We start from the raw sequence: 19519 nt of genomic DNA, 5'->3' as shown, positions 1-19519 counted from the left end.
TTTAAAAAACATAGTTTAATGTCTGATTTTAACCAATTAGTAGTAGAGAGCGCAGCAAAACAATTCACATTAGAAGGAGATATCATTTCAGTGCAACCGTTTGGTTCTGGTCATATCAATGATACCTATCGTGTAGTTACTACTGTAGATAGCGGTATATCGCATTTATTACAACGTATTAATCACCATGTTTTTCCGAACGTGGATGGATTAATGCATAATATTGAGATTGTCACCAAGCATCTTAGTAAGAAAGTTAAAGTCGCTGAAGGAAAAAGAATCAGCGATCATGTATTGACAATTGTTCCTACAAAAGCTGGGGAATTATATATAAAAGATAGTCAGGATAATTATTGGCGCATGTTTATCCTCATAGAGGATACGAAAAGCTACGATATTGTAGAGACAGAAGTCCAAGCAGCCGAGGGTGGCCGTGCTTTTGGATTGTTTCAAAAACAGCTGTCGGATTTAGATGCTTCGTTGATCGTTGAAGTACTTCCCAACTTTCATAATATAGAGTTTAGACTTGAAAATCTTCGAAAGGCAATCGCTAAAGATGTGTGCCAACGCGTAGTGTCCGTAAAGGACAAATTGGATTTTATCTTTAGTCGTGAAGGTCGAATGAAAACCATTCTTGAACTTGGTAGTAAGGGCGACCTACCGCTGCGTATTACCCATAATGATACCAAGTTTAATAATGTACTCTTAGACAGCCACGATAAGATGCAATGTGTGATCGACCTAGATACAGTCATGCCCGGTTATGTCGCATACGACTTTGGGGATGCGATTCGGACGATTATTAACCCCGTTGCCGAAGATGAAAAGGATGTTTCGAAAATTCTGTTAAATCTTGCTTTATATAAGGCCTATGCCGAGGGTTATTTGGAAGAAGCTAACGACTTCTTGACAACTTTGGAGAAAGAGACATTGGTAGATGGGGCCTTCTTATTGCCCTATATGCAAGGAGTACGTTTCTTAACGGACTATTTGGAAGGAGATCATTACTACAAGACTAAATATGAAGACCATAATCTGGTGCGTACAAACACGCAATTGAAATTGGTTGAAGAGATGGAAAAGAATGAAGCATTTATGCGGAAGGTAGTTTTTGATTGCATTTAACAATTTTATACCTTTAATCATATTGAGAAGCTTCCATCGCTTAGATGAAGCTTCTTTTTTCTTTAAAAAAATATATTCAAATGAAAAAACTAACCATATCGCCTATCGTAGCGGATCTGACAAATACACTTGATTATAACACCTTGTCGAAGCTCTTGAACAATTTTGAATCACATTCTTTGGAGTTTAACAATTGGAGCGAATCTTTTCCGTATAAACCTGAGGTACAATTTAAGATTGGCTACAGCCGGGAATATATTGTGTTGCAATATGATGTCGTCGAAGAACAACTTCGGGGTAATTATTCCGAAACAAATCAAAATGTATGGGAAGATAGCTGTGTGGAGTTCTTTATTTCTTTTGATGGACGCGAACATTATTATAACCTGGAATTTAATCTAATTGGAACAGGCTTGATCGGTTATGGTCCGGCCGAAAAGGCGAGTAGAAATCGATTGGATAGTACAACAATAGAACAGGTGCGTACTTACTCTTTAATTGAGCGTAATGGTTCCGATAAGCGATGGAGTATGATTGAGGTCATTCCATTTGCTGTATTTCAGTTTGACGATCTTATAGACCTGAAAGGTAAACGGATACATGGGAATTTTTACAAATGTGGTGATCATCTCAAACAACCACATTTTATATCTTGGAATAAAATAGAAAACCCAACTCCTAATTTCCATCTCCCTGAGTTTTTTGGAGAAATGGTCTTTGGTTAGGAGTTGAGTGAAAAAAGGTGATGCTTATTGGTAAACAGATTCTTTTTTGAATTTCTTTGCCAATAAAGCATATACTAATACACGGTATTTATTTTTATTGGATTTGCCAATAGCGGTAATCACTTCCTCTAGTGCCTTGTCTAAATCAGGGCCATCTTTTAGGCCTAATTTTTTGATCAAAAAGTTTTGTTTGACACGGTTAAGTTCTTCGGGATCTGATGCAGCAATGGTTTCCGAGTCTGCATTGTAAATGGAAGGTCCTATTCCTTTTGTTACTTTTGCAATAAATGCTTCATCTAATGATAAGCCTAGCTTTTTTGATTCTGCAACATATGCAGCAATTTTTTCATCTAATTTGCTCATAATTATGTAAGTGATTTAATTGTAGTAAGTTAAGTTAGGTAAAAAAGTCGATAAACAAAATTATTCTTTGGTTAGGATAAAGATTGTTACATTTGTGCCCTTGATAAGTGCTGTTAACTAAAATGTGGAAAATTTCAACTAATTATTCTTCGTAATTGTTGTAAGTTACATTTTTATAAGTTATCTTTGCACCTCAATAATTGAATATACGTAATCATAATAATAATGAAAAAAGATTTGCATCCTTCAAATTACAGATTAGTTGTATTTAAAGATATGTCAAATGACTATGCTTTTATTACAAAATCTTGTGTTGATACAAAAGAGACTATTACATGGGAAGACGGAAATGAGTATCCAGTTGTAAAATTAGAGATTTCTCATACATCACACCCTTTCTATACAGGTAAAATGAAATTGGTTGATACTGCTGGTCGTATCGACAAATTCCGTAACCGTTACAACAAAAAATAATTGTAGCAGATCTGTATATTACAATATTAAGAACTCGATAAATATAATTTGTCGGGTTTTTTTTGTTATTTTTAATTTGTGAAAATCTTCTTTACAGATTGCTTTGATTCGATCCAATTGTTGGATAAGCTTAGCTCCCCATTAACTACTTTTGATAGAAAGAGTCTTTATCCATTTACTTTCGTGAAATCTTGTTTGGACCTTCGGGTTGGTATACTGACTTTACGGGAGAAATGGCAAAAATTAGCTTTAAAATTTGATGTAGACTATATTACCACCCATGCGAATGAGGAGGGGCTTATATGGGTGTCTGAGAACGTTATTCCGTCAGTAGCCTTATTACAGCTTCTACAGCGCTTGCGTGTAGGAGAGGTCCTTGTACAGGACGGATACGTTTTAGCTTGTTGTTATACGCATAAGGACTCTTATCGTGTGCAAGAGGTTGATATATCTGTTGATCTATTAAAAGGGATAGAAGATCTGTTTTTGCTCACAGGAACTGAAATAACACATGATTTCAATCATATGGTACAAAGTGTTCAGTCGTCCAGTATATCTGGAACAAATCAATTGTTGGGTAATGATCTTTATGTAGCTGATCGTGTTAGCATGGAATGTGCTACGCTCAATACCCTACAAGGTCCCATATATATCGATGAAGATGTTACAATTATGGAGGGCGCGCATTTGCGTGGTCCATTATATCTTGGTAAAGGAGCCGTTGTAAAAATGGGCGCTACGATTTATGGGAATGTTTCGGTAGGGAAGCAGAGTGTTATTGGGGGAGAGATCGGGAATTCGGTCATTGGTGATTTTTCGGCCAAGGGGCATCATGGTTATCTAGGATGCTCGGTAATAGGAGATTGGTGTAATTTAGGAGCTGGTACCTCTAATTCCAATTTGAAGAATAACTTAAAGACTGTTTCAATTTACGATTATGCATTAGATAGTGTTCGGGATACAGGTCTTTTAAAATGCGGTGCCTTTATTGGAGACTATACTCGCCTTGGCATAAATTCGGCTTTAAATACAGGAACAGTAATTGGAATTGCAAGCATGCTAGCAGATACAAGTTTTTATGCTAAATTTGTACCGTCATTTGCTTGGGTGTTTGACGGAGGTGCTCAGACTTATGAATTTGATAAGTTTATGGCATATCTGGAGACGCTGTATACATCAAAAGGGGAAGAGCTCACGGAGCAGATTAAAGATAAATTGAATCAACTTAACAAAAAATATAATTAAATCGTAAAATCATGCGTAAAAAAATCGTAGCTGGTAATTGGAAAATGAATTTAGACTATCAATCAGGATTGAGCTTGTTTTCTGAAATTATCAATATGGCCAAAGATGAAGTGATTGGAAACCAGGAATTGGTTGTTTGTAGTCCATTTATTCATTTGTCAAGTCTTGGGCAACTGTCTAAAAATGTCGCGAATGTAAATATTGGTGCTCAGAACATTCACCAAGCGGAGTCGGGTGCTTATACAGGTGAGATTTCGGCTTCACAAGTAAAATCAGTAGGTGCTTCACATGTTATTTTAGGTCACTCTGAAAGACGTGCTTATTTTGGTGAAACTGATGCATTGTTGGCATCTAAAGTGGATATTGCATTAAAGCATGATTTGACACCAATATTCTGTATTGGAGAAACAAGAGAAGAACGCGAATCTGGAGCTTTCTTTGATGTGATTAAAACACAATTGACAGATGGATTGTTCCACTTGTCTAAAGAAGCTTTTGCAGCTGTGGTATTGGCATATGAGCCAGTTTGGGCAATCGGTACTGGCTTGACAGCTAGCCCTGAGCAAGCACAGGAGGTTCATCAATTTATTCGTGAGGTGCTAGCTGATCAATATGGTCAGGAGATTGCTGATAATACAAGTATTCTATATGGAGGGTCTTGTAATCCAGGTAATGCAAAAGATTTGTTTGCTCAAGCCGACATCGATGGTGGTTTGATTGGAGGTGCTTCTTTAAAATCGAGAGATTTTATTGATATCGCTAAAGTATTTAACGGCTAATTTTTAGAAATGAAATACGTAGAGGTTATCTTTCAAATGCGATCAGGTGAAGAATGGCAGAAGGATTTGTTGATATCTGATTTGGCTGATATTGGCTTTGATACTTTTGAGGATACCGAATCTGGATTTGCAGCTTATATTTCAGCTGCAAATCTTGACTTGCAAGCATTAGAAACGTTGATGCTTCAACCTTATGAAGGCCTAGAGGTCGATTATAAGATACAGGAAATAGAAAATCAGAATTGGAATAAATTGTGGGAAAGCAATTTCAACCCAATAGAGGTAGGAGGGCAATGCTATGTGCGTGCAACTTTTCATGAGGCCAAACCTGAGTTTCCCTATGAAATCATTATAGATCCGAAGATGTCTTTTGGCACCGGCCATCATCAAACAACTTCGATGATGCTTCAGTATATTTTGGAGAATGATTTTATGGGCAAGCAGGTTTTAGACATGGGCTGCGGTACAGGGATCCTGGCCATTTTGGCATCAAAAAAAGGCGCGAAAGCTGTATTGGCTGTGGATTATGATGAGATATGTGTTGAAAGTGTGATCGAAAATAGGGCACTCAATCATGTTGAGCATATCGAAGCGCTCTGTGGATCTTACGAAGTTTTGGCCGGTCGGGTCTTTGATGTGATTTTGGCAAATATTAACCGTAACATTCTTTTAGAACAATTACCTCAGTATGCCTTGAGCATTCGTACAGGGGGAGAGCTGTACCTAAGTGGTTTCTATGAGCAGGAAGATTTAGCAATCTTAAGCGATGCGGCGACCACATTAGGTTTTGAGTTTATCTCCAATAAAGTTTTAAATAATTGGTGTGCAGCCAAGTTTGTGAAGCGATAATTTAGCTATGCGGATTCATTTTATAGCAATAGGTGGTAGTGTGATGCATAACCTTGCTATTTCATTGGCAAAACAAGGGCATCAAGTGACCGGTTCTGACGATCAGATCGTCGAGCCCTCCCGTTCTCATTTGATTGAAGCAGGATTGCTTCCTAATCAATTGGGGTGGTTTGAAGAAAAAGTGACGGAGGATATTGATGCTGTGATTTTGGGTGCTCATGCTCAGGCTGATAATCCTGAATTAAAGCGGGCCCAGGAATTAGGTCTTAAAATTTATTCTTTTCCAGAATTTATACAAGAGCTTTCACAGGATAAAATCCGGGTGGTTATCGCTGGAAGTTACGGTAAGACAACCATAACGAGCATGGTGATGCATGTTATGCGATTTCTAGGAAAAGAATTTGACTATTTGGTAGGAGCTCAATTAAGAGGCTTTGATAAGTTGGTCGATATTACTAAGCATAATAAGATTATTATTATCGAAGGAGATGAATATGTTTCATCTAAGATTGATCCGAAGTCCAAATTTTTGTATTATAAACCGAATATAGCGTTAATTTCGGGTATTGTATGGAATGAGTTTAACTCGAAAATATCTCAAGAGGAATATATTAAACAATTTGAAGATTTTATTGATTCAATTCCGCCTAAAGGTACCTTAATTTATAATAAGGAAGATGTTGTGTTACAGAAGGTTCTTCAAGATACAAAAGATTGTAAGATCAATAGACATGGCTATAAGATTCCTGATTATACAATTAATAAGGGGGTGACTTACATCAATACACCGGATGGCGACGTTCCATTGCAAGTGTTTGGTAAGCACAACCTATCTAATATTGCTGGGGCGTATACGATCTGCGAATGGTTGGGGATCAAAAAGAAAGAGTTCTTTGAGGCCATAAAAAGTTTTAATACTTCGATTCGTTATTTGGAGTTTGTTGCAAGCTCGGAAGGATCTGTGGTTTATCAGGATTATGCCTGTAATGCGGATAAAGTGAAGTCGAGTATTCACGCCGTGAAAGAGCAATTTCCTAATCAGAAATTGGTTACAATTATCGAATTAAACTCGTATGATAGTTTAGATTCATCGTTTTTGTTACAATATGCAAACTCAATGAAAGAGTCGGATGTCTCTGTGGTCTACGTGAATATAAATTCCTGTAAAGAACTTAATAAAGATATCGAAAGTGTCCCCAATAATATTAAGGATAATTTTAATAACCCTGATTTAGAGGTTGTTGTGAGTTTGGATGGGCTCTATTCATTTTTAGATGGTGTCAAATCAAAAGGTTACAATTTACTTCTTATGAGTTTAAATAATTATAATGGGGTTAATTTGTCTGTGCTGGCTGATCGGTTTTTTCGAGATTTTTAGAGAAAAATTTATAATTTAATGTAAATTAAATTGTAATTTATTATTTTTGTTTAAAATATCTACCAGATGAATGCATTAGGAAAAAAAATCAGATTACTTAGACACCAAAAGGGGTGGAGTCAAGAGGATGTTGCAAAACGATTGGATATCTCAATCCCAGCATTTTCTAAAATTGAAACAGGGATTACAGATGTGAATTTGTCTCGCCTGAATCAAATCTCAAAATTATTCAATTTGACTGTTGTTCAACTTTTGTCTACTTCAGATTCTGAAGAAGATAAAGAGTATGTAAACGAGGTGAATGCTTTGACGCAAAAATTACAACAACGCGATAGCGAAGTAATTGAATTGCAGAAAAAGGTTATTGATCTTTATGAGCAATTGCACAAAAGATAAGGCATATTAAAATTGTTACCGAAAAGGCAATCCAAAAGGGTTGCCTTTTTTTGTTTATGCAACTTTATTTTGGTCAAAAGTGATTTTGTTTTTGTTTCTTTGTAAGTATTTTATAAAAAAAATAAAGGTTGATTATTTATGGGGAGATTAAACGGGGATATGATTACTAGCCCGTCGACTGATTTTTTTAAGTCAAATGTATTGGGACAGCGTTCGGGACTCTTTGTCCTTTTCTTTACTGAAATGTGGGAACGTTTTTCGTTCTACGGGATGCGTGTACTCTTAATGCAGTTTTTAACTGCTGCAGTTATTCAAGGTAGTCCTTTCTCGGGATGGTCCTGGACTGCACAACAAGCGGGAGCACTCTATGGAACCTATGCCATGATGCTCTATTTAACTCCTATTCTAGGAGGAATTATAGCGGATAAATATATTGGATCACGTAAAGCTGTGATCATCGGTTCGGCGATTATGACGCTGGGTCATGCTGCCATGGCCTTTGATACTTCCATTATGTTTTTTCTGGGTTTGATCTGTTTAGTTATTGGAACAGGTTTTTTCAAACCCAATATGCCTTCTATCTTGGGTGAAATGTATAAAGATCTACCAGAGAAAAAAGATGGAGCTTATACCATATTCTACATGGGGGTCAATGCTGGTGCTTTCTTTGGCATGATGCTATGTGGATATATTGCCGAAACTTATGGCTGGCATTGGGGATTCGGCTTAGCTGGTATCTTTATGCTTCTGGGAACACTGCAGTTTGTTTTCGCAAAACCGCTCATGGGAAATCTGGGTATTTTAACTAAGTCGACCTCAGGGGAACACCAAGTTATCGCTGAGGATACCGATACCAGAAATCCATTTACCATACGGGATTATGTATTGATCGCGATAGTTTCTATTATCGGTTTCGTATATGCTTTCAATGACCCTTTGTCTAAGAATGGTATTGTTGATGTGTTTTCTGGTTTGGATACACCGTTTCTTAGAGGTCAATATATTATGGTCATTGTGGCGTTAATTCTCTTCATATATCTTATTGTGACACGGATTTTGCGTTATGATAAGGTTGTAAGGGATCGGATGTTTGCGGTCGTGTTGCTAGCGTTTTTCTTGGTCTTCTTTTTTATGAGCTTTGAGCAGGGGGCAACTTCGTTGGTTCTTGTGGCTAGAGATAATATTGATAGATCACTTACTGGTGCTGCATTGACGACCTTTAATGTGGTAAATGGTTTATTGACGATTGTACCGCTTTCGATTATCTCTTGGGTTCTGATTAAATTGGCAAAAGTAACCTGGAACAAAATTGCCATTTCAAATATCGTATTGTTTATCTGTTTTGGGTTGATCTGGGGAGCAGTAATCTGGATGTTGTACAATGAATTCAATAAAGAAGCATCAGAAATTAAAGTCTCCTGGTTTTCGATCCTAAACTCATTTTTTATCATTGCACTTGCCTCCTCGGTATCCAAAATTTGGGAGTCCAAATATAACCCATCGGCAGCCTTTAAATATGGCTTTGGTTTGATTTTGGTTGCGATAGGATTTTTTATTATTGGGTTGGGATCTATGGGGATAAGCCAAGGGGCTAAAATCTCGATGGTATTTTTGGTGCTGACCTATTTGTTCCATACATTGGGCGAATTATTTATTTCACCTGTAGGTCTTTCTTACGTATCCAAATTGGTGCCGGCTCGCATGCTCGCATTTATGTTTGGAATATGGTATTTGGCGATTGCTATTGCACAGAAGGTTGCAGCGGTATTAGGAGGACAAGTGGAAACAATTCAAGAGGAACACTCCTTGAGTTATTTCTTCTTCTTATTTACAGCAATTCCTGCCTTAGCAGGCCTGTTAGTAATGCTGTTTAATCCATTGATTAAACGATTGATGCACGGAATTAAATAACAAATAGATAAGCTTCTTTTACGAAAGAAGCTTTTTTGATTAATATAAATTAGTATGGAGGTTAGTACAAGGGAATCGCTAGAAGAGATTCAAAATTTTGAGGGAAAGTACCCAAAGCAAATCTGGAGTTTGTTTTTTTCCGAGATGTGGGAAAGATTCTGTTTCTATGGTATGCGCGGTATGTTGGTGTTCTTTATGATCACACAACTCAACTTTGCTGAAAAGGATGCCAATTTACAGTATGGAGCGACGCAGGCATTTGTTTATGCGTTTACATTCATTGGTGGGCTGTTTGCAGACAAGATTCTTGGTTTTAGAAAGTCTTTATTTTGGGGTGGCTTATTGATGATCGTAGGAAGCTTATTTCTTGCAGCAGATCCACATGAATATTTCTTTTTTGGTTTATCATTTATCATTATAGGTACCGGCTTTTTTAAACCTAATATATCGACAATGGTCGGCGAACTGTATAAAAAAGGAGATGTTCGTCGTGATGGCGGTTTTTCCTTGTTTTATGCGGGAATAAATTTAGGTGCATTCTTAGGCGGGTATATCTGTGTTGCGATCGGTAAGGGGTATATGTTGACGTCAATTATTTCTGAGGGACATCGTTGGAATGTTGCTTTTGGTTTGGCGGCGGTAGGGATGTTGGTTAGTTTAGTGAATTTTCACTTTACCAAAAGGCATTTAGGACCAATAGGACTTCAGCCTGGGGATCCTGAAGCCATAGTAAAGACGAAAGCATTACCGAAATGGGTAGAATATGCGGTTTATATTGCTACCTTGATTTTTATCCCGATTATTCAGGTCATGGTATCAAAAACGCAGTATACAGACTATTTTATGTATACAATCGGCCCATTGACGCTGTTATATCTTTTTTATGAAATGTCTAAAGTGACTGCTGAAGAGCGGAATAAATTAATTGCCGCGCTGGTGTTTATCCTTTTCTCGATTATTTTTTGGGGAATATATGAGCAAAGTGGCGGTTCCTTAAGCATCTTTGCTGCTAAGCATTTGAATGACTCCTTATTGGGCGTTATGACGCTCGATCCAAATGGCGTTAACAATTCAGGTGGAGCATTATTTATTATTGCATTAGCACCTCTTTTTGGTCTTTTTTGGATTTGGCTGGGCAAACGTAAACTTGAGCCAAATACCATTATTAAATTTGGCCTTGGTTTTGTTTTCCTGGGATTAGGTTATTATGTCCTATTTGCTACGCGATTATTTGCTCACGATGGTATGACCTCATTGGACGTCTTTACCCTTGCACTGCTGGTTATTACCGTTGGGGAGCTTTGTCTATCACCAATTGGTCTTTCCATTATGACGAAACTGTCTCCGGCGAGATTGCAAGGTATCATGATGGGCATGTGGTTCTTGGCGAGTGCTTACGGTCAATATGTAGCAGGTTTGATTGGTGCTAGTATGGCCGAAGCTAAGGAAGGAAGTTCATTGGCGGATAAACTGGTGACTTATACGGAGAGTTATAAACAATTGGGCTTATATTCTTTGATTGCCGGTGTGGTGCTTATCGCCTTGTCGCCAGTTGTGCGTAAGTTGATGGGGAACGTGAAATAAGCGTTAACAATTTTAACATAGTAAGGTTATTCTTTCGATATAAAAAAAGCTTGATTATTAAATCAAGCTTTTTTTATATTAATAAATCCATTTGAATTTATAATCTTTTTCTGGAACCTTCATCCGATCAGCCAGTCTAGCCAAACGATCTGGCAGTTTTAGGAGATAATCTCTCGCTTTCTCTCCTTTATCATTCAGACCAGTGACTTGATCTATTTTCCATTCACTGTTCAGCTCTTTCAAGATATCGACGTAGTCCAAAGCAGTATATACTCCCAATCGTTGGGCTGCGTCCGAGAAATGTGCAAATGCTTCTCCTTGGGGTTCGCCTGCTTCTCTTAAGAATTGGGCCGGCATAACGATTTTTTTACGCATCATATCCTCAAATGCAACCATGACTTCACTCGGGTCTACAGTGATTGCTTTTGAAATAAAAGACATATAGGCTTTGGCATGACGTGCTTCATCAGATGCGATGACCCCACACATTTTTGCTAAAAGTTTATCGCCGCTTTTTTTGGAAAGCCCAGATACACGACGATGGGAAACGTTAGTCGCTAATTCCTGAAATGAAGTATAAATAAAATTTCGGTAAGGGTCTGCACCAGTACCAATATCAAAACCATCTTGAATAAGATATTGTGTAGACATTTCAAATTGGCGCATGTCTATTCTACCCGACAAATAAAGGTATTTGTTCAATAGGTCACCGTGACGGTTTTCTTCAGCCGTCCAAGCGCGTACCCATTTCATCCATCCACCTTGCTCGTTTTTGTCAACGTCTTCTACCATGGTCAACCATGACTCGTACGTTGGAAGGGCCTCTTCGGTGATGGTGTCTCCAACCAATACTGCGACCAAATCATAAGAGAGCTCTTTTGCACTTTCCTGCAACTCTTTTACTTCCTCAAAAAAAGTGTCCCTAGAAGAATCTGGAAGAAAATCGGCAGGTTGCCACATCTCTTCAACAGGCTTCAGGTATTCGCTCATCTCATTGAGCATGAACGGTTCCAAATAGGTCATCACTTCTTTACGTGAGCCTTCTGGTAAATTTAGAGGTAATTCTTGCATATCATTACAAAGGTACTAAATAGCATCAATAAATTATAAAAGCTAACTATAATTGTTTAAAATGCCAGAAATTACTTTTTTGGCTGAGAATACCTTAGAAAAGCGACATTGATAATGACATAAAAAACAGATTGACCGTCCTGTATTCGATAAAATACTATTAACTTTGTATAAATTATTTAGACGACGTTGGAAAAATTTAATATAGATAAAATACGTGCCGATTTCCCAATTCTGAAAAGAGAGGTGAATGGTAAACCACTGGTTTATTTGGATAACGGCGCGACAACACAGAAACCGAGTTCTGTTATCAATTCGATTGTACATTATTATGCAGATATGAATAGTAATGTGCATCGGGGCGTACATTATCTCAGTCAGATATCGACAGACGCTTTTGAGGTAACTCGAAGAAAAGTGCAAGCTTTCATCCATGCCGCGGACGATAAGGAAATCATAATCACCAAAGGGACGACGGAGGGGATTAATCTTATTGCAACTTGTTATGGTAGAGCTTTTATTCACGAAGGTGATGAGATTATTATCTCAGCCATGGAACACCATTCCAATATTGTGCCTTGGCAGATGCTCTGTGATGAAAAGGGCTGTAAAATTCGGGTCATTCCGATGAATGATAAAGGTGAGCTTGATATGGATGCCTACAGCAATTTGTTTAATGAGAAAACCAAATTAGTTGCTGTAACCTATGTTTCAAACTCCCTTGGGACAATCAATCCTGTGCGTGAAATGATTTCTATAGCTCATGGACATGGTGCTGTTGTTTTAGTTGATGCTGCACAGGCTGTTCAACATATACAGATTGATGTTCAAAAGCTTGACGTAGATTTTCTGGTATTTTCCGGACATAAAATGTATGGCCCTACAGGTGTGGGTGTGTTATATGGTAAAGAGGACTTATTGAACGCGATGCCACCTTATCAAGGTGGTGGAGATATGATTAAAGAGGTTACTTTTGAAAAAACGACCTATAATGAATTGCCTTTTAAATTTGAGGCCGGCACGCCTAATATTGAAGCCGGTATCTGTTTGAATGAGGCCATCGATTATATTAATTCAATAGGTCTGGAAAATATCGAGGCCTACGAACATGATTTGTTGCAGTACGCTACGGAGAAGTTGGCTGAAATTCCGGGCATGCGTTTTATTGGAACGGCCGAGCAGAAATGTTCCGTTATTTCATTTGTCATTGATGGCACGCATCCTTATGACGTTGGTGTGATCTTGGATAAATTAGGTATTGCTGTGCGTACAGGTCACCATTGTGCCCAGCCTGTCATGGATAGGTTCGGCATCCCAGGGACTATTCGTGCTTCTTTAGCCGTATATAATACAAAAGAGGAAATAGATATTTTGGTCGCAGGGATCCAACGCGCGGTCAATATGTTGGTTTAATAAAAAATAGGTATGACCATTAATGAAATACAGGATGAATTAATTGAGGATTTTGCTTTCTTTACGGATTGGATGGAAAAATATGAGTACATCATCCAGCTGGGAAAAGAAGTGCCTCTAATTGATGAACAATACAAAACAGATGAATATATCATCAAAGGCTGTCAGTCCAAAGTATGGCTTTTCCCAGAAATAAAGGATGGAAAAGTGTATTTTACGGCAGATAGCGATGCGATTATCACCAAAGGCTTGGTCAGTTTGATGGTTAAAGTGCTATCTGGACATTCCGCCAAGGAGATCGTTGATGCCGATTTATATTTTGTAGATCAAATAGGACTGAAAGAACATTTGTCACCAACCCGGGCAAATGGTTTGCTATCCATGATTAAGCAAATGAAATTATACGCATTGGCATTGCAAGTAAAAGCATAAAAAGGGGATTATTCATCCCCTTTTTCTTAATACTATTTTAAATAGCTGTTCCCCTAAGCTTGAGATTTATTTTGAAATTATCCAATGAGCTCCTGAATAATGATCTTTTTCATTCTCATGAGCGCTTCATTTGCCCCCGGTCGCTGTAATAATGTTGCAATTTGTTCGGGTACGATCTGCCAGCTTACACCGAATTCGTCTTGGCACCAGCCACACATGCTCTCTTTACCTTTCTTCGTGATATTATTCCAGAAATAATCGATTTCCTTTTGATCTTTACAGAGGATGGTGAGTGAAATACCTTCGCTAAAGGTGAACATTTGGGGAACTCCGCTATCCATTGCCATGAGTGTAAAATCCCGGACTATAAATTGGGTATGTTGGATTGATCCGATATATTCACCTTCGGTGTATTTCATGACCCCATTGCTTCGGAAATCCTGAAATAATTCCGCATAAAATGCTAACGCTTGTTCGCAATTTCCTTGTTGTTCTCCGCAATACATTAGCGTCGGTACAATTGCCTGTTGGTTAGTATCGCTCAGTTTACCGAGGTATAATTGCCAATTGACGCCAAACTTGTCGGCCAACCATCCGTAATAAGGGCTCCAAGGGTAGGAGTTTAAAGGCATTAAAGTGTTGCTGTCCACAGCAAGTGAATCCCAGATACGATCAACTTCCTCTTTGCTTTCGCAAATGACCATAAATGATATGGATGGGTTGGGTTTGAATATAGGACCTCCATTTATTCCAATAAATTTCACGCCATTTAGGACAGCTTCAACCACGATGGGAGAGCTGTTGCTAATATGGCTGCCGGGGAAGGTACCAGCGTAAAGATCAAAGGCTTCCTGTGCGTTTTGATCGAACCAAATGGATGGGATAATTGAATTATTCATCTTTTTTTTGTTTTAGCATTCACCTATTTGTATTTGTCGTTTAAGCCCTTTTTAGCGAGGACCAACGGTTTAATTTTTTCAATACGTGATTGTTTCGTTTTTTCTTGCTTCGCCTCATCAATGTACTCGATATATTCTTTCCGCCTTCCCGGTGTTAAAGCCTGGAAACTTTCCCCAAAGGTCGGATCTGCCTGCAGAGCTTCGAGTAATAGACCAGCAGGGGCCTTCGCAGGAGTCTTTGTAGGTTTAATTTCCTTGCCTTCATCGATTGTCTGGATAGATTCCTGAATATAAGCTTTAATCTTTTCGGGGTCCATCGCGTTGGCATCTTCAAAACGCCATTGGCGTAAGGCTTTAGTTTTTCCTTCGGAGGCACTGATGAGATGTTTATCCCGATCGACTAAGAATACACCATTATAAAACCAGAGGGAAAAGAAATTTTTAAAACCACCCCAACCGATGACATTTTTCCCTTTATGGGTATAGATATGGCTCCCCCATTTGAATTCCTTTTTTAAGGAAGTTTGCTGGATGATTTGCTGCATGAGTTCTTCAGCCTCCTGCCAGTTCCCTCGGCTTTGGTACCAATTAGGGCCTTGTTTGTCTTTAAGCTTATCAATATTGAAGTTGACTATATCGGTTATTATTTTAGTTGGAATCGGTTGATCCAAGGGAATTTGTATCGCGCCTTTTGTGGTTTTAAAATTTTTGAGTTCTGCAGCGAAGTGCTCTATAGCAGCAGGTCCTGGATAGAGGCCCAAATGGTTTTTATTCATCGCAAAATGGATGATATTGCCCTTGTATCTGAAGGTAGGCATTTGATAGGAGATGGTTTCATCGGCAGAAGGAGGGACTAGGCCAGCGATAAGCTGTCTCACCTTGAGCAGATATTCTTTTTTCTCCCCATCAAATTGATTGATATATTCGTCTATTGTTGCGATGCTCTTTGTCATAATTTGTGTTATTCTTTGATTCTCGTATACTTATTTTCAATAAACTGTATCGTTTCGGACATAAGCTGATGGAGTATTTCTATATTAATGTCGCTTAATCTCTTGATGTATATGCAGGCTTTGCCTATTTTAAATTTCCCGAGCTGATCGACTAAATGTCGATGCTCATCGGCACCGGTAAATACATAAAGGGAGATTGCTGATTTTCGGGGGCTAAATGCGATCAAAGGAGCATAGCCTTCGTGCCCACTTGCATAGGTATAATGATAGTTTCCAAATCCGATGATAGTTGGTCCGTACATTCTAGCTGGCTCACCCGTTGTGGTTTCCATTAATTGGATCAGTGTTGTACTATCGATTTGTTTTTGTGGGTCGTCAACTGTTTTTATAAAGTCTTGGACAGATGCTTCGGTATATGCCGTTTTATTTTTTGCCATATATAGTTGTTGTCTTTGACGGATATTCGGATAACCTTAATTGAATATATTGTATTTGAAGTAATTCGATGAGCAGCTATTTTTAGAGAGAACTATTTTTGGAACATAAAATCGAAAGCCCCAGTTCTCAAATTGATATCATATTCTAGATACGCTTTCATGCAAGCTAAAAAGTTGGCCCAACCCTCTGTTTGTCTCATCATTATTAAAATTCCATCTGCATCATTGTTCATCTCGTGTTCTGTAATCTTTATGACAGTCGCGTTTTCTCCGAATGTGGATAGTGCGATTTCTACCAGTTGATTGGGAAGCCCCCCACTCCAGTCAAAAGAGATATATGAATTGCGGCTGATGATTTTTCCTGTCACGGGAAAACTGTCAGGAAATTCTGGAAATGTCCATTCTACCGTTTTATCTGTCTCTAGACGTCCAGTCGAAGATTTTATAAAATAGTGATTCATTTTATTGGGATCTACAATAGCCTCAAAAACTTCGTTGATTGGTTTCTGAATTTGGATGCTGGCTTTGGCGGTTAGTTTTTCCATATTAATTTAAAGTTTTAGACAAATATTCAATAAATACTGATAGCTTGTATCTGGTTACGTTAAAAATATTGAAAAAGATCTTTTTGTGACCATGGACCAATCTAATTGTCCAAATCACTGTTTATTTATTATAAGATGTATAGATTATATAAACACCTTATTGAAGAATAGGTTTTCATTTTGGGGACCCGGATCAATATTTCCCCTAAAATGAACGAATTGTACACTTATAAAATGTAGTTTTGGCGTATTTTTGACTATAGTTAAAATTGATCCTGCATTCCTTCCGTTAGGTCTCGAGGAACTATAATCCAATAAATTTAGAAAGGGTATCCGTCTGAAATCTTTCAGGTTGTATTTGCCGTCTTCATAAAACCAACGTTATGTTTAAAATCAAGTGTTTTTTTCTTTTTATGTTTTCTTTAGGCGTTTTTTTTTCGAGCGCACAGACTAAAAATGTAAATGAAGGCAATGAGGCTTCAAATATGTTTAATGATGCGACAGCACGTGATAAAAATGCGATTGTTGAGGCGGAAACGGGTTGGTGGAAACAAGCCGCATTAACTCGTGAACAACGCCTGGAAAAATGGAGGGCAGCCTCATTTGGTATGTTTGTTCATTGGGGTGTTTATTCCCAATATGGAAATATTTGGAAAGGGAGGCCGGGAGGGGGCTATGCGGAGCATTTAATGCGTGTGATGAAAATCCCACGTAGTGAGTATCTTGATTCAGCACGTCGATTTAATCCCCTAAAGTTTAATGCGGAGGAATGGGTATTGTTGGCAAAAAATGCAGGGATGAAATATTTTATTATTACGGCTAAGCACCATGATGGCTTTGCGATGTTTCCTTCTGCATTTTCAAGTGACTACTCATTGTCAAGCACTGCATTTAAAAGCGACCCATTGGCGGAATTAGCAGCTGCCTGCCATAGACATGGACTTTTGTTTGGCTTCTATTATTCGCATGCTTTTGACTGGGAGCATCCGGATGCTCCCGGTAATGACTGGGATTACAGTAATCCAGGCGGAGATAAATTGTTGGGCGGCACAAATTGGTTTGACAAACATCCTGAATGGTTGACAAAGGCTCGGCATTACGTAGATCAAAAGGCGATTCCACAGATTGATGAACTTATTCAGCGCTATCATCCGGATTTGTTATGGTTTGATACACCGCATAAATTGCCACTGTCTGAAAACCTGAGAATTTTAAAGGCTATTCGAACAGCTGATCCGAATATCATAGTCAATGGTCGATTGGCACGTACTGAGGAAAAGAATTACGGCGATTACCTGAATACGGCAGATCGACCTGAGGAATATTATCCAGTTGCTTCTGGCGCTTATTGGGAGGCCATACCAACTACAAATGAATCCTATGGTTATTCGTCGACTGATAAGAGCCATAAACCGACAGCGCATTTTATCAAACTCTTAGCGAAGGCTAAGGCCATGGGGGGGAATATTCTAATGAATATTGGCCCCAAGGGTGACGGAAGCATCGACAGCGCTGATGTCGCTATTTTAAAGGGATTAGGTCGGTGGATGCGGGGGAATAGTGAAAGTGTCATTGATGTAGCACCATCTCGCTTACCCCGTCAGCCCTGGGGAGTCATTACTCAGCGTAAAAATACCCTGTATTTACACGTGTTTGAGCGCCCTCAACGGAATGATCTGATTGTCGGCGGATTGATTGCTAAGGTTAATTCGGTTTCGTTATTGTCGGGAGAAACTATCGGAAAATATAGGTCCGACAAAAATGGACTGCATATTCCTATAGATCAAATTGCTTCTGAGGAGGATGACCTGGTAGTAGTGGTGCAATTGAAGGATAGCATAGCTAATCCAATAAATCCTAATTTAATGTATGTGGATCATAATGTCAATAAAAATCGGCTACTGACCTTTTATGCAAAACAGATCGGGAATCCGATGAAGTTTGGGGACGGTAAAAAGAATCGCTATTATGTGACGGGCTGGACTAGGTTAAGTCAAGGGTTAAGATGGGACACCCATGTGTTAAATGGCGGACGCTTCAAGGTGGCTATACGGTATGTGAAAGATATTGTAGGTACAGGAGGGAAACTGAGCTTGAATTTAGGGGGGAAGAATATTGATTTTACAATAGATGCGTCTTCTTCCGTTGGTTTGCGTGAAAATCAGCTTGAATTAGGTACGGTGGCATTGCTAAAGGGCAAGCAAATCATTGAATTACGTGCCCATACTATAGCGGGAGCAGAAATGGTGAAGTTTTTGGAAGTCATATTGCTTCCGGATCACTATGCTGCCTCAATGGCACGATCAAAAAAGGATTGTTATTATCCTGCTGCAGATTTCGAGCAGCTCAGCATGGCAATCCAAAAGAAATATAAGTTTGAAAGCTATCAGAAACCCATATTGGCAGGCTACTCTTATGGGCAACGCTGGCCTATGGCTCGATTGCCCAAGCCTCGGCAGGTACTTTTCGCGGGGGGATTGCCTTAGGCTTCTGTCCAGATATCAATATTGCCAAACCACTCTGTAAGGGCAGTGGATTATCTTCCCATATCTTAAAGCCTGGAAAAAGTTATTACCTGGATCGTAGCGAAAAATTGGCCGCTCCGTTTTGGGTACTTAATGGTGTAAAAGATCAGACCTGTCCCTTTAACGCAACGGCAGATTTCCTTAAAGGGATATAAAATGTTCAATTGGTCAGCCTGCCCAAAGTAGGGCATGGTTTCTCGATTGCCGATAATTGGTTGCCTCAGTTCGGGATGGCTTTTCAAAAGTTGCTGATGGTGGACCCTTGAGAAGATCAATTTTTGGTAATTGCCACAATTTCTTGATGATAAGATGATAGAGATAAATATTAAAACTGAAATTTCCTAATACCAGCCTAAAGCTAAAAACAATTTACAATCAGTTTTTAGACAGTAATTAGTCAGTCATTATTCAGTTT

19 protein-coding genes are annotated in these 19519 nt (G+C 38.6%); 13 read left to right on the top strand and 6 right to left on the bottom strand.

The window, feature by feature from the left end; genetic code table 11:
- Positions 1–18 precede the first annotated feature (18 nt).
- Entirely contained in the window at positions 19–1125 is a 1107-nt protein-coding gene (locus AAH582_RS20290) for a phosphotransferase enzyme family protein (protein WP_343320064.1), read from the top strand.
- An 80-nt stretch (positions 1126–1205) separates the two neighbouring features.
- Entirely contained in the window at positions 1206–1850 is a 645-nt protein-coding gene (locus AAH582_RS20285; RefSeq protein ID WP_343320060.1) for a carbohydrate-binding family 9-like protein, read from the top strand.
- A 24-nt stretch (positions 1851–1874) separates the two neighbouring features.
- Here the strand turns inward: AAH582_RS20285 and AAH582_RS20280 are convergent, their stop codons facing one another.
- On the bottom strand, positions 1875–2213 hold the full coding sequence (locus tag AAH582_RS20280; protein ID WP_046671775.1) for a DUF2853 family protein: 339 nt from the start codon (positions 2211–2213) through the stop codon (positions 1875–1877).
- A gap of 225 nt (positions 2214–2438) precedes the next feature.
- Between AAH582_RS20280 and AAH582_RS20275 the strand changes: the two genes are divergently transcribed.
- The 8 genes from AAH582_RS20275 to AAH582_RS20240 all read left to right on the top strand — a co-directional run bounded on the left by AAH582_RS20275 (position 2439) and on the right by AAH582_RS20240 (position 10829).
- Positions 2439–2687 carry a type B 50S ribosomal protein L31 gene (locus AAH582_RS20275; protein ID WP_046671774.1) on the top strand — a complete coding sequence of 83 codons (249 nt, stop codon included), beginning with the start codon at positions 2439–2441 and terminating at the stop codon, positions 2685–2687.
- Positions 2688–2765: 78 nt separating this feature from the next.
- Positions 2766–3932 (top strand): putative sugar nucleotidyl transferase, encoded by a 1167-nt coding sequence (locus AAH582_RS20270; RefSeq protein ID WP_343320049.1) that lies wholly within the window; start codon positions 2766–2768, stop codon positions 3930–3932.
- A gap of 11 nt (positions 3933–3943) precedes the next feature.
- Positions 3944–4711 (top strand): triose-phosphate isomerase, encoded by a 768-nt coding sequence (tpiA, locus tag AAH582_RS20265; protein WP_046671773.1) that lies wholly within the window; start codon positions 3944–3946, stop codon positions 4709–4711.
- Between the two features lie 9 nt (positions 4712–4720).
- Positions 4721–5560, top strand: a complete 840-nt coding sequence (prmA, locus tag AAH582_RS20260; RefSeq protein ID WP_046671772.1) for a 50S ribosomal protein L11 methyltransferase — start codon at positions 4721–4723, stop codon at positions 5558–5560.
- A gap of 7 nt (positions 5561–5567) precedes the next feature.
- Positions 5568–6938 (top strand): Mur ligase domain-containing protein, encoded by a 1371-nt coding sequence (locus tag AAH582_RS20255; protein ID WP_046671771.1) that lies wholly within the window; start codon positions 5568–5570, stop codon positions 6936–6938.
- Positions 6939–7004: 66 nt separating this feature from the next.
- A complete protein-coding gene (locus AAH582_RS20250) occupies positions 7005–7334 on the top strand; it encodes a helix-turn-helix domain-containing protein (RefSeq protein WP_046671770.1) in 330 nt (109 codons plus the stop codon).
- A gap of 138 nt (positions 7335–7472) precedes the next feature.
- Positions 7473–9245 carry a peptide MFS transporter gene (locus AAH582_RS20245; protein WP_343320038.1) on the top strand — a complete coding sequence of 591 codons (1773 nt, stop codon included), beginning with the start codon at positions 7473–7475 and terminating at the stop codon, positions 9243–9245.
- 54 nt (positions 9246–9299) lie between these two features.
- Entirely contained in the window at positions 9300–10829 is a 1530-nt protein-coding gene (locus AAH582_RS20240) for a peptide MFS transporter (protein WP_046671769.1), read from the top strand.
- 78 nt (positions 10830–10907) lie between these two features.
- Here the strand turns inward: AAH582_RS20240 and AAH582_RS20235 are convergent, their stop codons facing one another.
- The gene (locus tag AAH582_RS20235; RefSeq protein WP_046671768.1) at positions 10908–11900 is read right to left on the bottom strand and encodes an acyl-ACP desaturase; all 993 of its coding nucleotides are present in this window, start codon (positions 11898–11900) and stop codon (positions 10908–10910) included.
- A gap of 189 nt (positions 11901–12089) precedes the next feature.
- Here AAH582_RS20235 and AAH582_RS20230 point away from each other — a divergent pair, with 189 nt between their 5' ends.
- Together AAH582_RS20230 and AAH582_RS20225 are read left to right on the top strand one after the other, a co-directional pair.
- The gene (locus AAH582_RS20230; RefSeq protein ID WP_343320030.1) at positions 12090–13313 is read left to right on the top strand and encodes a cysteine desulfurase; all 1224 of its coding nucleotides are present in this window, start codon (positions 12090–12092) and stop codon (positions 13311–13313) included.
- A 12-nt stretch (positions 13314–13325) separates the two neighbouring features.
- On the top strand, positions 13326–13745 hold the full coding sequence (locus tag AAH582_RS20225) for a SufE family protein (RefSeq protein WP_046671766.1): 420 nt from the start codon (positions 13326–13328) through the stop codon (positions 13743–13745).
- 77 nt (positions 13746–13822) lie between these two features.
- On the opposite strand, the gene AAH582_RS20220 is transcribed toward AAH582_RS20225, so the two are convergent.
- The 4 genes from AAH582_RS20220 to AAH582_RS20205 all read right to left on the bottom strand — a co-directional run bounded on the left by AAH582_RS20220 (position 13823) and on the right by AAH582_RS20205 (position 16579).
- On the bottom strand, positions 13823–14644 hold the full coding sequence (locus AAH582_RS20220) for a VOC family protein (protein ID WP_343320023.1): 822 nt from the start codon (positions 14642–14644) through the stop codon (positions 13823–13825).
- Between the two features lie 23 nt (positions 14645–14667).
- Positions 14668–15597 (bottom strand): DUF1801 domain-containing protein, encoded by a 930-nt coding sequence (locus tag AAH582_RS20215; protein ID WP_343320019.1) that lies wholly within the window; start codon positions 15595–15597, stop codon positions 14668–14670.
- 8 nt (positions 15598–15605) lie between these two features.
- Positions 15606–16034 carry a DUF1801 domain-containing protein gene (locus AAH582_RS20210; protein ID WP_343320016.1) on the bottom strand — a complete coding sequence of 143 codons (429 nt, stop codon included), beginning with the start codon at positions 16032–16034 and terminating at the stop codon, positions 15606–15608.
- Positions 16035–16126: 92 nt separating this feature from the next.
- A complete protein-coding gene (locus tag AAH582_RS20205; RefSeq protein ID WP_046671763.1) occupies positions 16127–16579 on the bottom strand; it encodes an SRPBCC domain-containing protein in 453 nt (150 codons plus the stop codon).
- A gap of 383 nt (positions 16580–16962) precedes the next feature.
- On the opposite strand from AAH582_RS20205, the gene AAH582_RS20200 reads away from it, so the two are divergent.
- Positions 16963–19065: an alpha-L-fucosidase gene (locus AAH582_RS20200; RefSeq protein ID WP_343320011.1), complete on the top strand. Its 2103-nt coding sequence runs from the start codon at positions 16963–16965 to the stop codon at positions 19063–19065.
- Positions 19066–19519: the final 454 nt, after the last annotated feature.

It is taken from the genome of Sphingobacterium multivorum (assembly GCF_039511225.1).
Classification (GTDB): domain Bacteria; phylum Bacteroidota; class Bacteroidia; order Sphingobacteriales; family Sphingobacteriaceae; genus Sphingobacterium.
This window is presented reverse-complemented; position numbering and strand designations above follow the sequence as displayed.

What these genes read in the sequence shown, in the direction of transcription:
- AAH582_RS20235 (WP_046671768.1), bottom strand. Translation starts at nt 11,900, where the DNA reads ATGCAAGAATTACCTCTAAATTTACCAGAAGGCTCACGTAAAGAAGTG.
- AAH582_RS20210 (WP_343320016.1), bottom strand. Translation starts at nt 16,034, where the DNA reads ATGGCAAAAAATAAAACGGCATATACCGAAGCATCTGTCCAAGACTTT.
- prmA (WP_046671772.1), top strand. Translation starts at nt 4,721, where the DNA reads ATGAAATACGTAGAGGTTATCTTTCAAATGCGATCAGGTGAAGAATGG.
- AAH582_RS20220 (WP_343320023.1), bottom strand. Translation starts at nt 14,644, where the DNA reads ATGAATAATTCAATTATCCCATCCATTTGGTTCGATCAAAACGCACAG.
- AAH582_RS20275 (WP_046671774.1), top strand. Translation starts at nt 2,439, where the DNA reads ATGAAAAAAGATTTGCATCCTTCAAATTACAGATTAGTTGTATTTAAA.
- AAH582_RS20250 (WP_046671770.1), top strand. Translation starts at nt 7,005, where the DNA reads ATGAATGCATTAGGAAAAAAAATCAGATTACTTAGACACCAAAAGGGG.
- AAH582_RS20240 (WP_046671769.1), top strand. Translation starts at nt 9,300, where the DNA reads ATGGAGGTTAGTACAAGGGAATCGCTAGAAGAGATTCAAAATTTTGAG.
- AAH582_RS20200 (WP_343320011.1), top strand. Translation starts at nt 16,963, where the DNA reads ATGTTTAAAATCAAGTGTTTTTTTCTTTTTATGTTTTCTTTAGGCGTT.
- tpiA (WP_046671773.1), top strand. Translation starts at nt 3,944, where the DNA reads ATGCGTAAAAAAATCGTAGCTGGTAATTGGAAAATGAATTTAGACTAT.
- AAH582_RS20205 (WP_046671763.1), bottom strand. Translation starts at nt 16,579, where the DNA reads ATGGAAAAACTAACCGCCAAAGCCAGCATCCAAATTCAGAAACCAATC.
- AAH582_RS20280 (WP_046671775.1), bottom strand. Translation starts at nt 2,213, where the DNA reads ATGAGCAAATTAGATGAAAAAATTGCTGCATATGTTGCAGAATCAAAA.
- AAH582_RS20225 (WP_046671766.1), top strand. Translation starts at nt 13,326, where the DNA reads ATGACCATTAATGAAATACAGGATGAATTAATTGAGGATTTTGCTTTC.
- AAH582_RS20290 (WP_343320064.1), top strand. Translation starts at nt 19, where the DNA reads ATGTCTGATTTTAACCAATTAGTAGTAGAGAGCGCAGCAAAACAATTC.
- AAH582_RS20285 (WP_343320060.1), top strand. Translation starts at nt 1,206, where the DNA reads ATGAAAAAACTAACCATATCGCCTATCGTAGCGGATCTGACAAATACA.
- AAH582_RS20245 (WP_343320038.1), top strand. Translation starts at nt 7,473, where the DNA reads ATGGGGAGATTAAACGGGGATATGATTACTAGCCCGTCGACTGATTTT.
- AAH582_RS20255 (WP_046671771.1), top strand. Translation starts at nt 5,568, where the DNA reads ATGCGGATTCATTTTATAGCAATAGGTGGTAGTGTGATGCATAACCTT.
- AAH582_RS20215 (WP_343320019.1), bottom strand. Translation starts at nt 15,597, where the DNA reads ATGACAAAGAGCATCGCAACAATAGACGAATATATCAATCAATTTGAT.